General features: G+C 68.8%; 13 protein-coding genes and 1 pseudogene. 9 read left to right on the top strand and 5 right to left on the bottom strand.

Annotated elements, in window-relative coordinates; translation table 11 throughout:
- Both AB4Z02_RS02330 and AB4Z02_RS02335 read right to left on the bottom strand, forming a co-directional pair.
- Positions 1 to 116: pseudogene (locus AB4Z02_RS02330) on the bottom strand (aminotransferase DegT); the annotation flags it as partial.
- A 312-nt stretch (positions 117 to 428) separates the two neighbouring features.
- Positions 429 to 1,595, bottom strand: a complete 1,167-nt coding sequence (locus tag AB4Z02_RS02335; RefSeq protein ID WP_441969020.1) for an NAD(P)-dependent malic enzyme — start codon at positions 1,593 to 1,595, stop codon at positions 429 to 431.
- A gap of 272 nt (positions 1,596 to 1,867) precedes the next feature.
- Here AB4Z02_RS02335 and AB4Z02_RS02340 point away from each other — a divergent pair, with 272 nt between their 5' ends.
- The 3 genes from AB4Z02_RS02340 to AB4Z02_RS02350 are packed head-to-tail and all read left to right on the top strand — an operon-like array spanning position 1,868 to position 4,584.
- Positions 1,868 to 2,788, top strand: a complete 921-nt coding sequence (locus AB4Z02_RS02340) for an ABC transporter substrate-binding protein (protein WP_441969022.1) — start codon at positions 1,868 to 1,870, stop codon at positions 2,786 to 2,788.
- A gap of 33 nt (positions 2,789 to 2,821) precedes the next feature.
- Positions 2,822 to 3,784 carry an amino acid ABC transporter permease gene (locus AB4Z02_RS02345; RefSeq protein WP_441969024.1) on the top strand — a complete coding sequence of 321 codons (963 nt, stop codon included), beginning with the start codon at positions 2,822 to 2,824 and terminating at the stop codon, positions 3,782 to 3,784.
- Positions 3,784 to 4,584: an amino acid ABC transporter ATP-binding protein gene (locus tag AB4Z02_RS02350; RefSeq protein ID WP_441969026.1), complete on the top strand. Its 801-nt coding sequence runs from the start codon at positions 3,784 to 3,786 to the stop codon at positions 4,582 to 4,584. Before AB4Z02_RS02345 ends, AB4Z02_RS02350 begins: the two co-directional genes overlap by 1 nt.
- 22 nt (positions 4,585 to 4,606) lie before the next feature.
- On the opposite strand, the gene AB4Z02_RS02355 is transcribed toward AB4Z02_RS02350, so the two are convergent.
- The gene (locus tag AB4Z02_RS02355; protein WP_441969028.1) at positions 4,607 to 4,990 is read right to left on the bottom strand and encodes a phosphomannose isomerase type II C-terminal cupin domain; all 384 of its coding nucleotides are present in this window, start codon (positions 4,988 to 4,990) and stop codon (positions 4,607 to 4,609) included.
- Positions 4,991 to 5,280: 290 nt separating this feature from the next.
- Here AB4Z02_RS02355 and AB4Z02_RS02360 point away from each other — a divergent pair, with 290 nt between their 5' ends.
- The 5 genes from AB4Z02_RS02360 to mctP all read left to right on the top strand — a co-directional run bounded on the left by AB4Z02_RS02360 (position 5,281) and on the right by mctP (position 10,180).
- A complete protein-coding gene (locus AB4Z02_RS02360; RefSeq protein ID WP_441969030.1) occupies positions 5,281 to 5,622 on the top strand; it encodes a S24/S26 family peptidase in 342 nt (113 codons plus the stop codon).
- Between the two features lie 43 nt (positions 5,623 to 5,665).
- Positions 5,666 to 6,064 (top strand): superoxide dismutase, Ni, encoded by a 399-nt coding sequence (gene sodN, locus AB4Z02_RS02365; protein WP_056883482.1) that lies wholly within the window; start codon positions 5,666 to 5,668, stop codon positions 6,062 to 6,064.
- A 258-nt stretch (positions 6,065 to 6,322) separates the two neighbouring features.
- Entirely contained in the window at positions 6,323 to 8,044 is a 1,722-nt protein-coding gene (locus AB4Z02_RS02370) for a hypothetical protein (protein ID WP_441969032.1), read from the top strand.
- Positions 8,045 to 8,210: 166 nt separating this feature from the next.
- Positions 8,211 to 8,507, top strand: coding sequence for a DUF3311 domain-containing protein (locus tag AB4Z02_RS02375; RefSeq protein WP_235531418.1), 297 nt, complete (start codon positions 8,211 to 8,213; stop codon positions 8,505 to 8,507).
- Positions 8,504 to 10,180 (top strand): monocarboxylate uptake permease MctP, encoded by a 1,677-nt coding sequence (mctP, locus tag AB4Z02_RS02380; protein ID WP_441969034.1) that lies wholly within the window; start codon positions 8,504 to 8,506, stop codon positions 10,178 to 10,180. Before AB4Z02_RS02375 ends, mctP begins: the two co-directional genes overlap by 4 nt.
- 89 nt (positions 10,181 to 10,269) lie before the next feature.
- Here mctP and AB4Z02_RS02385 read toward each other — a convergent pair whose 3' ends face one another.
- A complete protein-coding gene (locus tag AB4Z02_RS02385; protein WP_156399903.1) occupies positions 10,270 to 11,577 on the bottom strand; it encodes an HD-GYP domain-containing protein in 1,308 nt (435 codons plus the stop codon).
- Positions 11,574 to 13,073 carry an HD-GYP domain-containing protein gene (locus tag AB4Z02_RS02390; RefSeq protein ID WP_441969037.1) on the bottom strand — a complete coding sequence of 500 codons (1,500 nt, stop codon included), beginning with the start codon at positions 13,071 to 13,073 and terminating at the stop codon, positions 11,574 to 11,576. Before AB4Z02_RS02390 ends, AB4Z02_RS02385 begins: the two co-directional genes overlap by 4 nt.
- A gap of 469 nt (positions 13,074 to 13,542) precedes the next feature.
- Between AB4Z02_RS02390 and AB4Z02_RS02395 the strand changes: the two genes are divergently transcribed.
- Complete coding sequence (locus AB4Z02_RS02395; RefSeq protein WP_369791897.1) at positions 13,543 to 13,617, top strand: 50S ribosomal protein bL37; 75 nt, start codon at positions 13,543 to 13,545, stop codon at positions 13,615 to 13,617.
- Positions 13,618 to 13,656 lie beyond the last annotated feature (39 nt).

Consider the following 13,656-nt stretch of genomic DNA (forward strand, 5'->3'; position numbering starts at 1 on the left):
TCGAAGGCCTTGACCTCCGGGCCCTGGGCAAGCATGCCGCTGCGCAGGACGCGGTCGACCGCCTCACGCTCCTCGTCGCCGACCAGCGGCTTGGCAGGGGGAATGAACTCGGTCATGGTGCGACGGCCTCCGTCAGGGTGTTGTCGTGCGTGTGGACGCGGGATGTCCAGCCCCGCTCGTCGATTACGAAGAAGGCTGACCCGGTCAGACTCCTCCCGACCGTCAGGCGCCAGCCGCTTCGCTGATACCTACTTGCCCGGAAGGCCGCCCCGGCCCTTCTCACCCATTGGCGCAGTCGGCCAGCACGACCACAGGTTCGCCCCAGAGTCATACAAACGGGTCGATCCTACCTGCGCGGCGGCTCGCTCTTGCTCAGCAGAGGTCGGCCGTTCGGCCGACCTCTGCTGGTCAATTCGTGCACCCTGCAGTCAGGCGAGCGGAGACACCGCTGCCGCCACGGTGTCGCAGACCCGGTCGTCGAACACGCTGGGCACGATCTCCCCCGCCGTCGGCTCGGGGACCAGTGACGCTATCGCCCGGGCGGCAGCGAGCTTCATCTGTTCGGTGACCTGGGGTGCCCCCGAGTCGAGGACGCCTCGGAAGATCCCCGGGAAGGCCAGCACGTTGTTGATCTGGTTGGGGAAGTCCGAGCGCCCGGTGGCGACGACGGCCGCATACCGCGCCGCGAGCTCCGGGTGGACCTCCGGGTCAGGGTTGGCCAGCGCGAAGATGATGCAGTCCGGCGCCATACGGGCGATCTCCGCCTCGGGCACGGTCCCCCCTGACAGCCCGATGTAGACGTCGGCATCGACGAGGGCGTCCCCGAGCCCACCGGTAAGACCCCGCGGGTTGGTCGTCGCCGCGAGGCGCCGCTTGTGGTCGGCGAGGTCCGCCCGCGAGGGGGCGATGATCCCTCGGGAGTCGCACACCACGAGGTCGGCGACACCGGCCCGCGCGAGGAGCTTGGTGACGGCCACCCCGGCCGCCCCTGCCCCAGCGACGACGACCCGCAGGGACTCCAGCGACCGGTCCACGACCTTGGCTGCGTTGATGAGACCGGCGAGCACCACGATTGCGGTGCCGTGCTGGTCGTCGTGGAAGACAGGGATGTCGAGCCGCTCCTGGAGGCGGCGCTCGATCTCGAAGCACCGCGGCGCGGAGATGTCCTCGAGGTTGATGCCGCCGTACGTCGGGGCGATGCGGGCGATCGCGTCGACGAGCTCCTCGACCGTGCCGGTCTCCATGCACACCGGCACGGCGTCCACCCCACCGAAGTGCTTGAACAGCACCGCCTTGCCTTCCATCACGGGCATGGCGGCCAGCGGTCCGATGTCGCCGAGGCCGAGCACCGCGGTGCCGTCGCTCACCACCGCCACGGTGTTGCGTCGCGAGGTGTAGCGGGCCGCGAGCGCCGGCTCGAGGGCGATGGCGCGGCACACGTCGGCCACCCCGGGCGTGTAGAGGAGGGCGAGGTCCGCGCGGTCGCGCAGCGGCGACGTGGCGTGCACCCCGAGCTTGCCTCCCTCGTGGGCCCGGAAGACCGGGTCGGACGGGTCGTGGGTCGGGTAGGCGGGGGTCGCTGCATTCGCAGACATGGGAGAAGTCACCTCAGAGGAGAGAGGGAGGAGATGCGTGGGGCACAGCCGACGCAGCCGGACGGTCAGTCGGGCCGGGGTGTGGCCAATCAAACGCACAGTCGCGGGGGTTACCCGCGGGTTTCATCGTGGCACAGCAGTCCGGCTACCGACACCCTCGTGACGCGACTGTGACACGGATCGCGTCGGCAGGTGGCAGGATGCCGAGCAAGCCCCCACGGCGGATCCGTCGCCGCGAAAACTGCACCACCTGAGGAAGGAACCACCCCGTAATGACCCAGCGTCTCCGTCCCACTGCCATCGTCGTCGCAGGCCTCGCCACCGCGGGCCTGGCGCTCTCGGCGTGCGGCTCGAACTCCCTCGACGGCACGTCCTCCTCGAGCTCCTCGACCTCGAGCTCCTCCTCCTCCAGCAGCCAGTCGGTCGACCCGGCCCTTGCCGCGAAGGTGCCGCAGAAGATCAAGGACGCCGGGACGATCGTCGTGGGGTCCGACGCCTCATACGCGCCCAACGAGTTCATCGACACCGACGGCAAGACCGTGGTCGGCATGGACGTCGACCTCTTCAACGCCGTCGCCGCCAAGCTCGGCCTCAAGGCGGAGTTCAAGAACGCCGGCTTCGACACGATCATCCTCGGCGTGACGTCCGGAAAGTTCGACGTCGGCGTCTCCTCCTTCACCATCAACGACGAGCGCAAGAAGAGCGTCAACATGGTGAGCTACTTCAACGCCGGCACCCAGTGGGCGGTCAAGAAGGGCAACCCCAAGAAGGTCGACCCCGACAACGCCTGCGGCCTCAACATCGGCGTGCAGAAGGGCACCGTGCAGATCGACGACCTCACGGCCCGCTCCAAGAAGTGCACCGCCGCGGGCAAGCCGGCCATCCGGCAGATCATCGACGCCGACCAGAGCAAGGTCACGGCCAGCGTCATCTCCGGCAAGTCGGACGCGATGCTTGCCGACTCCCCCGTCGGCCTGTATGCCGTGAAGCAGACGGGCGGCCAGCTCGAGGCGCTGGGCGACATCTACGACGCCGCCCCCTACGGCTTCGTCGTCCCCAAGGACCAGGCGGACTTCGCCCAGGCGATCGCCGACGCGCTCAAGGCCATGGGCACCGACGGCAGCTACAAGGCGATCCTCACCAAGTGGGGCAACGACACCGGCGCCATCACCGACTTCGCCGTCAACCCCTGACCGGCGCTGATCACCCCCTGATCCGAGGACTCCATGTCTGAAGGCACCCAGGACCGGCCGGGACGCATCAGCGCCCGGCCGGTCCCCCACCCGGGGCGGTGGGTGGCGATCGCGGTCATCGCCGTCCTTTTGGCCATGATGGTCAGCTCGTTCGTCACCAACCCGAAGTGGGACTTCCCGTTCGCGCTCCAGGTGATGAACTTCAACCCGGTCCTGCGTGGCCTCATGATCGGCACCATCGTCGGCACCATCGGCTCGATGGTCATCGGTGTGGTGGTCGGGGTCATCGTCGGCATCATGCGGCTGTCGACCAACCCGGTGCTCCGAGGCGTCTCCTTCGTCTACACGTGGTTCTTCCGGGCCATCCCCCGCTACGTGCTCCTGACGATCCTCGGCACCGGGCTGGGCTACCTCTACAGCACCTTCGACATCGGGGCGCCGTTCGGGCAGCAGATCGCCAAGGCGCTGGGCCTGTCGAGCGACCTGACGTTCCTCAGCCTCGACGTCAACCAGTTCAGCAGCACCCTGGCCATGGGCGTCATCGGGCTGGGGCTGTCCGAGGCCGCCTACATGGCCGAGATCGCCCGCGCCGGCATCCAGTCGGTCGACGTCGGCCAGCAGGAGGCGGCCCAGGCCCTCGGCATGTCGTCCGGCAAGACCATGCGCCGGGTGGTGCTCCCCCAGGCGATGCGCGTGATCATCCCGCCGACCGGCAACGAGACCATCGCGATGGTCAAGGACACCTCGCTGCTGATCGCGCTCCCGGTCAACACCGAGCTCTTCTACCAGGTGTCGGTCATCGGCTCGCGGACGCTGAAGATCATGCCGACCTACGTCGCGGCCACCGCGTGGTACCTCATCGTGTGCAGCGTCCTCATGGTCGGGCAGTCCTTCCTCGAGCGGCACTTCGGCCGTGGCTTCGGGGTCAGCAGCGGCGACCAGCAGGGCCTTCGCGCCCGGCTGCTCGCGCTGCGCGGCGGCGGAGGTGGCATGTGATGACGACCGAGACCACCCAGACGACCCAGCCCCTGGTGCACGCGGTCAACGTCACCAAGGCCTTCCACGGCAACGAGGTCCTCAAGGGCATCGACATGGACGTCCGCAAGGGCGAGGTCGTCTGCCTGCTCGGCCCCTCGGGCTCGGGCAAGACGACGTTCCTGCGCTGCATCAACCAGCTCGAGACCATCGACGGCGGCCGCATCTGGGTCGACGGCGACCTCATGGGCTACGAAGACCGTGGCGGCACCCTGCACCACCTCACCGACAAGCAGGTGGCGACCCAGCGGCGCGACATCGGCATGGTCTTCCAGCGGTTCAACCTGTTCCCCCACATGACCGCCGTCGAGAACGTCATGGAGGCCCCGGTCCAGGTCAAGGGCCAGCGGAAGTCACAGGTCAAGGAGCGAGCGCTCGAGCTGCTGGGCAGCGTCGGCCTCGCCGACAAGTGCAACGCCTACCCCGCCCAGCTCTCCGGCGGCCAGCAGCAACGAGTCGCGATCGCCCGTGCGCTGGCGATGGAGCCCAAGCTGATGCTCTTCGACGAGCCCACCTCGGCGCTCGACCCCGAGCTCGTCGGCGAGGTGCTGCGGGTCATGCGTGACCTCGCGCGCGGCGGCATGACCATGATCGTCGTGACCCACGAGATGGGCTTCGCCCGCGAGGTCGCCGACCGCGTCGTCTTCATGGACGGTGGCGTCGTCGTCGAGCAGGGCCCCCCGTCCGAGGTCATCTCCAACCCCCAGAACCAGCGCACCAAGACCTTCCTCAGCCGGATGCGCCAGGAGGAGCAGCACTGACGGCGGTCGGTGACGCTATGGCCTAGCGGGTCGGCTCTTCTTGCCGTGCGTAGTCGTCCTCGAGTCGCTCGATGTCAGCCTCATCAAACTCGCCGAATGCGATCTCCAGGACTCGCCCAGCCTTCGTGCCCGAGTTGCCCATGCGGTGAATCGAGCCCTGAGCCACCCAGATCTGCTCCCCCGGTTGCGCCACCCAGGCTCGTCCCTCGACCTCGACGTCGATCGCAGTGTCCAAGATGTGCCACATCTCGCTTCGATGGGAGTGGCGCTGGCGTGAGAGCCGCTGTCCGGGCTCGACCGCGATGACCTTCACGGTCACGCGCTCGTTTTGAACGAACTGTCGGAAGTGACCCCACGGTCGGTGGCTGACGAAAACAGCGTCCAGTGCGTTGCCCGTGGCCTGCAAGATTCCCCCTTGGGTAATTGCCGCCACAACGTGCAACGGCAGTCGCTCCGACCTCCGAAGCGGAGGGCACAGCGTACCGTTTGACCCGAATGCTCCAGCCGTGAACACGTGGCGACGCTGGACAGGGCTTGGCGGTCGGTCCAAGGCTCGCGCCCTCGATGTCAGCGAAAAGCGAGACGAGGCAGCGCCCGCCACCGATGGAAGGCAAGATGGCCTTTCAAGCTGCAGAGGTCGCGAGGAGGATCACACGAGTGATCAGTCTTGGATTGGCGAGGGTAACCGGACGCTCGATGGAGCCCACCCTGCACACCGGCGACCGGATGGTCGTGCTGCGCGGGGCTCCACCTCGCTTGGGCCGGCTCGCCATCGTGCGCCTCCCCCCTGACGACGACGGCATACCCCGCCCGCTCGCCATCAAGCGCGTGACCATGCGCGACCCCGCGGACCGCACCCGCTACTGGGTCGAGAGCGACAACCAGGGCCTGCTCGGTGTCGCCGACTCCTGGACGCACGGCATCGGCTCGCTCGCCCGTGATCAGATCCGCGCCCTGGTGCTGTTCCGCATACCGCAGCGCCTGCGCCTGCCGGGGTCACGCAGGGGGCGTGGTGCACCCGGGGCGGACGCGGGGTAGGTTGAGCGAGCACGTGATCATCCATCTCGCAGAAGGGATACGCATGCTCTCCCGCATCTTCCGCACCACCGAGGTCAGCGCCCACTGCGACCTGCCCTGCGGTGTGTACGACCCCGCACAGGCCCGCATCGAGGCGCAGTCCATCAAGGCGATCATCGCCAAGGTGGCCGACAACGACGACCCCGACTTCCGCACCCGGGCGATCCTCATCAAGGAGCAGCGCTCCGAGCTGGTCAAGCACCACCTGTGGGTGCTGTGGACCGACTACTTCAAGGCCCCGCACTTCGAGAAGTACCCCCAGCTGCACACCCTCTTCAACGAGGCCACGAAGCTGGCCGGCGCCACGGGCACCAAGGGCGAGCTCGACGCCGGCAAGGCCGACGAGCTGCTCGCCAAGATCGACGAGATCGACGCGATCTTCAAGGAGACCAAGGCCGCCTAGGCTCTCGGCTCCCTCGAAAGGCGCCCGTCCCGGGTCACCGGGGCGGGCGCTTGCTTGTTTCCTGTACGGCGCGGTGGCACGCGCGTAGAGTCGTCGGTTGCAGGCGACACGACGCCGGTCGTCCGCACCTCCCGGCGTCTGCACGAAGTTTCGGGATCCACGGCACACCCTGGGTCCGCGAAGGGGGCGGACGGGGGCGCACAGCAGCGCCCCGGCACGGCTGGGCCCAGGCTGCCAGCTCGCACAAGGGGCACGCTCGTGACACGACCAACTCTCCTCGCCCTCGGCGCAGCCACCCTGCTGGGCCTCTCGGCACCGATGCTGCCCGTCGTGGCAGCCGCCGGCGTCACGGCGCACACCAGCGCCTCCACCCGGACGATCGCTGCCGGCTCCACCTCCGGCACCTCTGCCAGCACCTCCTCGACGTACCACGAGCCGATCTGCCAGGCCCGCTCGTCCCTGTGCGCCGACACCTTCGACAACCCCTCCGACGAGTACGTCGGCCACGACGAGCCGTCGGTGCTGTTCAAGTCCGGGGTCCGGGGCTCCGGCAACGACATCACCTACACCGTCACCCTCCCCCGCGACCCGAAGAAGCAGCCCACCGCCTCCGGGGCCTCGGGGCCCACCTGGAACTTCCAGCTGCGACCCACCTTCTGGTTCGGCCTGACGCTCTGCGACACCGAGTCCGCGCCGGAGTACACCAAGACGTGTGCCCCGGACTCCGACACCAACGACCTGGTCGGCACCAACCCGACGGCGGCCGACTACATCGGCAAGCACCCCGGCAACGCCTACATGGAGCTGCAGTTCTACGGCCCCGGCTACGTGCCGCAGTTCGAGGGCTTCGGGTGCACCGCCCACCAGTACTGCGCAGCCATGACGATCGACAGCTTCGTCAGCAACCAGAACACCGGTGTCGCCAACACGGCTGCCTGCGACAACTACATCCTCGGTGGCATCGAGCCGATCAACTGGGCCTACATCACCAGGAGCGGTCGCTCGCAGGCGCCGGCCAACCCGCTGTTCACCGGCACCTTCGACAACCCGGACCTGAGCGCGGTGACCCCGAACGCGGCCAAGGACCTCTTCATGAACCCCGGCGACCGGGTCCGGATCCACATGCACGACACGACTGCCGGCCTGCGGATCGATCTGGGCGACCTGACCACCGGGCAGCACGGGTCGATGACCGCCTCGAAGGCAAACGGGTTCGGCCACATCCTCTACACGCCCACCTCGACGACGTGCCAGATGGCGCCCTACGCGTTCCACCCCGAGTACTCCACGGGCAACCCGCGCGGCAACACCTGGTCGGCGCACACCTACAACGTGGCCATGTCCGACGAGATCGGCCACTTCGAGAACTGCCTGGCGATCGACACGAACTTCAACTGCACCAAGCCGGGCAGCCAGGACGCCTCCGGGCTGGACGAGGACGACGACAACAGCTTCTGCGTCCCTGCCGAGGACTCCACGCTGGTCAAGATCAACGGGTGCCTGAGCTCGGACGAGGACTTCGACAGCCAGTCCTACCGCAGCGACTGGCCGGGCACGCTGCGTGACGTCGCCCGCGACCAGGCGCTGCACCCCTCACCCCTCATGTTCACGAGCCCGGTGACCGCCGGCTCGACGAACTACTCCAAGGTCGCCTTCGAGACCGACCTGCCCCGCATCGAGGCCGCGGACTCCCAGGACACCGCCCCCTTCTGCGACCGCAACACCGGAGCGAACTGCGTGAACCCGCCACGGGGCGCACAGTTCTACCCGATCTTCACCACGACGCAGGACCACGGCACGTGCACCTGGCAGGAGGGCGGGCGCTTCATCCCCGGCACCACCAGGACGTTCGGGGGCACCTCGACGAGCGAGTACGGGCCCCTGCTCAAGACGGTCTACCCCATGCCCGGCTTCACCACCTCCACGCGCTTCAACAACTTCAACAGCGGCGACCTCGCCAACCCCTGCCGGGCCCAGTGACCCGGCGCTGAGTGACGGTGGCCGCGGGTGCTCCACGCGCCCGCGGTCACCGTCAACCTGTTACCAATGTGACGCCTGTGACCTCCCACGGTTACCCGCGAGTCGGGCGTACCGTGCACCTCGGACTGCCACCACGCAGTCACCAACTCATCATCTGGAGGCCAAGGTGAGCATCGACAGCGACGTCGACCACGACACCGTCCCACCCGCCAACAAGGGCCTGTTGGCCGTCGCCGGCGTCCTGCTGGCACTGCCGATGATCGCCCTGCTGTGGGTGAGCAGCTACTCCCGCAAGGACCCCGTCCTGTGGGGATTCCCGTTCTTCATCTGGTACCAGTTCCTCTGGGTCTTCCTGTGCTCGGCGTTGACCTACACCGCCTACCGGCTCGTCCTGCGCGCCCGCCCGCACCGCCCGATGACCGACGGCCGCACCGGCACCCAGCGTGAGGGGCACACCCGATGAACACCATGGTCCCCGCCGCGACGGGCACCGGCGGCGTCAACGGCGTCGCCCTCACCGTCCTCATCCTGCTGTTCGCCCTCGTGACCGGCATGGGCTTCTGGGCCACCCGGTGGCGCCGCGCCGACTCGATGGAGTCGCTCGACGAGTGGGGCCTCGGCGGCCGCCGCTTCGGCACCTGGGTCACCTGGTTCCTGCTCGGTGGCGACCTCTACACGGCATACACGTTCGTCGCGGTCCCGGCGGCGATGTTCGCCCTCGGCGCCGTCAGCGGCTTCTTCGCGGTGCCGTACACGATCGTGCTCTACCCGATCATCTTCATCTTCATGGCGCGGCTGTGGTCGGTCAGCCACCGGCACGGCTACGTGACCCCGGCCGACTTCGTCAAGGGCCGCTACGGCTCTCGCGGGCTGTCGCTCGCGGTGTCGATCACCGGCATCCTCGCGACGATGCCCTACATCGCGCTGCAGCTCGTCGGCATCCAGGCGGTGCTCGAGGTGGCCGGCGTCGGCGGCAGCAACGCCCTCGCCAAGGACCTGCCGCTGTTCATCGCCTTCGCCCTGCTGGCCGCCTACACCTACTCCAGCGGCCTGCGCGCCCCGGCGGTCATCGCCTTCGTCAAGGACGCGCTGATCTACCTCGTGATCATCGTCGCGGTCATCTACCTGCCGTCCAAGGTCGGCGGCTGGGACCACGTCTTCAGCGCGGCCGAGGGGAAGATGGCCAAGCCCAACCCGGTGACGTCCAAGCCCACCGGTGCGTTCATCCCGAACGCCCAGCAGTACTGGGCCTACGCGACCCTGGCGTTCGGCTCGGCGCTCGCGCTGTTCATGTACCCGCACTCGATCACGGCGACCCTGTCGAGCTCGAGCCGCAACACGATCCGGCGCAACGCCTCGATCCTGCCCGCCTACTCGTTCGTGCTCGGCCTGCTGGCCCTGCTCGGCTGGGTGGCCATCGCCGCCGGCACCAAGCCGATCGGCCTCGACGGCAAGCCGAACGCCCAGCTGGTCATCCCCCAGCTGTTCGAGGACATGTTCCCGAGCTGGTTCGCCGGGGTGGCCTTCGCCGCCGTGGCGATCGGGGCGCTCGTCCCCGCCGCCATCATGTCCATCGCGGCGGCGAACACCTTCACCCGCAACATCTACCGCGACTTCATCAAGCCCGACGCGACGCACGCGCAGGAGGCGAAGATCGGCAAGCTCGTCTCCCTGCTGGTCAAGGCGTTCGCGCTGGTCTTCGTCCTCACGCTCGACAAGCAGAACGCCATCAACTTCCAGCTGCTCGGTGGCATCTGGATCCTGCAGACGTTCCCGGCGATCGTGTTCGGCCTCTACACCCGCTGGTTCCACCGCTGGGCCCTGCTCGTCGGCTGGGCCATCGGCATGGTCTACGGCACTGTCACCGCCTACAACGTCATCAACCCCGCCACCAAGGGCCACTTCGGCGGCTCGCTCGACATGATCCCGACGATCGGCAAGATGGGCTACATCGGCATGACCGCCTTCGTCATCAACCTGGTCATCGCCGCCGTCCTGTCGTTCGTGTTCAACGCGATGAAGGTCGACGCGGGTCACGACGAGACCATCAAGGGCGACTACTTCGCCGACGCGGGCGACCCCCGTGTCGAGAAGAACCTCGGCATGGACGCCCACCTCACCACCGGTACGCCGTAGCGGCGCCGACTACGACGCCCACGTGGAGGGGCGGTGCAGGGACCTGGTCCCGGCACCGCCCCTTCGTCGTACCCGCGCGCGTCGGCCGGTCAGCCGGGGCCCGAGGCGCCGGCGCGCCGGCGCCGCTCGAGGACCCGGGTCAACGAGTCCACCACCCGGGGGTCGTACTCGTAGCCCAGGCCGAGGTGGATGCGCTCCATCGCCCGCTCGTCGTGGGCGCCGCCGGCCCCGACGAGGTCGTCGTAGGCGTTGGCCACCTTGATGATCCTGCTCGCCATCGGCAGGTCCTGGCCGAACTCGCGCACCTGCCGGTAGGGCGTCGTCTGCGCCTCGAGGATCGTGGCGACGTTGTCGAGCACCCCGGTGCTGCGGACGATCTCGGCGCCGTCGTGGGCGATGCGCTGCTGGTCGGCCGGCGCCGCCATCACCGTCGCCCCGGCAGGGATGGGCTCACGCAGGGCGATCTGGCCCAGGTCGTGCAGCAACGCTGCGTACTCGAGGTCGGTCAGCTCGCGCTGGCCCATGCCGAGGTCGCGGCCGACCGCCACGGAGGTGTCGGTGACGCGCTGCGCGTGGTGGGTGCCGGTGTACCCGGCCAGCTCGGTGAGGCTCGAGAGGGCACCGATGGTCTGGCGGTAGGTCATGCGGATGGTGGCGTAGCGCTGGACGGCGAAGTAGGTGAGGACGAGGGGGAAGAGGAACAGCGGCAGGGCGGTGACGCCGATCGCGAACTCCGCCAGGGCGATGAGCGCACCCGACGCGACCAGGGCGGTGGCCAGCCCTGCAGCAGAACGGATCTCGTCGAGGACGGCGGGCACGAGGGGCGCGTGGTCGCGGCCGGCGCGGACCGCCGCCTCGAGGGTGAGGTCGACCAGCATCGCGACGATGCCCACGAGCAGCATCACCACCCCGACGAACCACCGCAGGTCGTCCCACGTCTCCTGCCAGGACAGCAGGGTCCGGCCGTCGAACGTCGCGTGACGGTAGATCAACGGCGCCACCGCGGCACCCACGATGCGGGCGGCAGTGTCGGCCCACCGCACGCTGCCGTTGACCACGCGCAGGAACACGGTGCCGGCGACCATGCCGAGGCAGATCGTGGACACGATGACCGCAGCGCCCATCGGATCCTCGCCGGGACCGCGCACCGCCGACAGCGACAGGCCCAAGGCCGCCGCGGTCGACATCGGGGCCGTCTCGCGACCGGTGAGGATCGTCAGCCGCGCGGTCTCCCCCAGCGCGATCGCCACGAGGAAGACCAAGAGGTAGACGAGGTCACCCCTGCCGAGGTGCGGCACGTCGTCGATGGCGGTCCAGAAGCTGGCCAGCGTGGTGACGATCCCGGCGACGACGACGGGCACCGTGAGGTCGACACGGCGGATGTGCACCCGGCTCACCTGAGCCCCTCCACTGCGTCGACGTCCACCGCGGCCTGACGGCCCTGCGCAGCCGTCACCGACTCGAGGCCGCGCTGTGGTGCACCCTCGATCCGGCGGCGCAGGTCCGGCCGGGCGGCCAGCAGGTCCGAGGTCTCGGGCTCGTCGTGGTCGATCGCCACCCCGGCAGCCATGAGCTCCTCGTCGGTGCGCACGGTGGGCCTCCACTCGTGGCGGCCCAGCGCACGGCCGAGCGCCTCGACGACCACGGGGTCGAACTGCGTGCCGGCCCGCTGGTTCATGACGTCCAGCGCCTCGGTGACCGACAGCGCGGGACGGTAGGCGCGGGAGGTGGTCAACCCGTCGAACACGTCGGCGACCGCCACGACCCGCGCAGAGAACGGGATCTGCTCGCCGGCCAGCCCGGCGGGGTAGCCGAGGCCGTCGAACCGCTCGTGGTGGTGGGCGATGCCGTCCACGGACCCCGAGAGGAAGTCGATGTCCTGCACCATCCGGACGCCCGCCAGGGCGTGGTCGGCGATGGTGACGAGGTCGTCGTCGGTCAGCTCGCGCCGGGCACGCAGGAGGCGGGTCGGCACCCCGAGCTTGCCCACGTCGTGGAGCATGCCGGCGGTGCGGACGTCCTGGATCTCCTTGTGCCCCAACCCCAGGCTCTCCACGAGCCACGCGCTCAGCTGGGCCACGCGCTCGCTGTGGCCGGCGTTGTGCGGCTCCTTGGTCTCCACGGCGGTGACCAGGGCACGCAGGGTGCTCTCGTGGGCGCGGAACTCGTCGCCGTACTGGACGAACGCCCAGCGGGCCACGAACAGCGGCGCGAGCACGAGGACGGCACTGAACCACCCCACGCGTGCGGGGATCCACAGCACGACGAAGAGGAAACCGATCACGCCGTAGCCGATGTAGGCCAGGCCGGTGGTGCTGAGCAGCTTGTAGACCTGCGTGCGGATCGGGCTGCCCGTGGCGACCCGGAGCACCCCCGCGAGGAGCAGGGCGTTGAGCAGGCACTGTGCGATGTCGGTGACGATGAGCGGGAGCCCGACGCCGAGCAGGATCCGCGCCGCGGAGGTCATGGTCGACGCCTCGTCGAGGCCACCGACCCCGAGGTAGACGAGCCCTCCGAGCGAACCCATGCTGCTGAAGAGGGCGACGTTGAAGATGCGGACGATCAGCTTCTCTGGATCGACCTGCACGATGGTGGCCAGTCCCCCGACCACTGCTGCCCCGACGGGGCCACCGATGACGGCGGCCGCGAGGAGGATGATGCTGAGGAACGAGAGGGTGACCCGCTCGCCCACGTTGGCGCCGCGGAGCATCCAGCTCGCGATGCCGAGACCCGACAGGACCGCTACCGCAAGCCAGCTGCGCGGCTGGCCCGAGGTGAACATGCCGGCGACGACCAGGGCGACCGCGACCGTGACCGCGAAGGCCACGTAGAGCACGGTCCCGCCGTCACTGCGGCGTGCACGGGTGGGGTGCCCGGGGTGGTCGGTGCTCACGACACCAATCTAGGCCCCGGGATTGCCGGTGAGGCGCGGGTTCAGCTGGTCCAGCCCCAGGCGCGCTGCGCGGAGAAGTCGCTCGGGCCGTCGTTGGGGGTCCACACGAGGGAGTCGTCGTTGCCGAGGATGGACTCGAAGATGGTGGTGATAGCCTTCATGGCGGGAAACTCCTTCTGCTCGTATGAGGTCCTACTCATCCGTTCGGACCAATCGAGCGGTCAATGCACCGGGTAGCCAGGGGTGCTACGTGGTTGCAGGACTATGATGGCCCCCCACCGGACCGCCCGCTTGCGGACCAAGGTGTTCTTTGCCAAATCTTGAAGGTCCTCTCCGACCTATGGCTGCCCTTTTGTCGGCTGAGCAGGTCGTAAGCCCCGTGGCGGACCGGAGCACCCGCCGGCTGTGAGACAATGGCCACCGGCAGGGCGCTTTTTCGCGCCACACCACCACCGACGGAGTGACTCCCATGAGCAAGCGCGCCCGCAAGCGCCGCTCGCGCAAGGGCAACGCGGCCAACCACGGTCGCAAGCCCAACGCCTGAGCCAGCGCACGACGCACGAGAGCGGCGGCCAGATCCCTT

The sequence above is a fragment of the Pedococcus sp. 2YAF34 genome (genome assembly GCF_052114585.1).
In the GTDB taxonomy this organism is placed as follows: Bacteria; Actinomycetota; Actinomycetes; order Actinomycetales; family Dermatophilaceae; genus Pedococcus.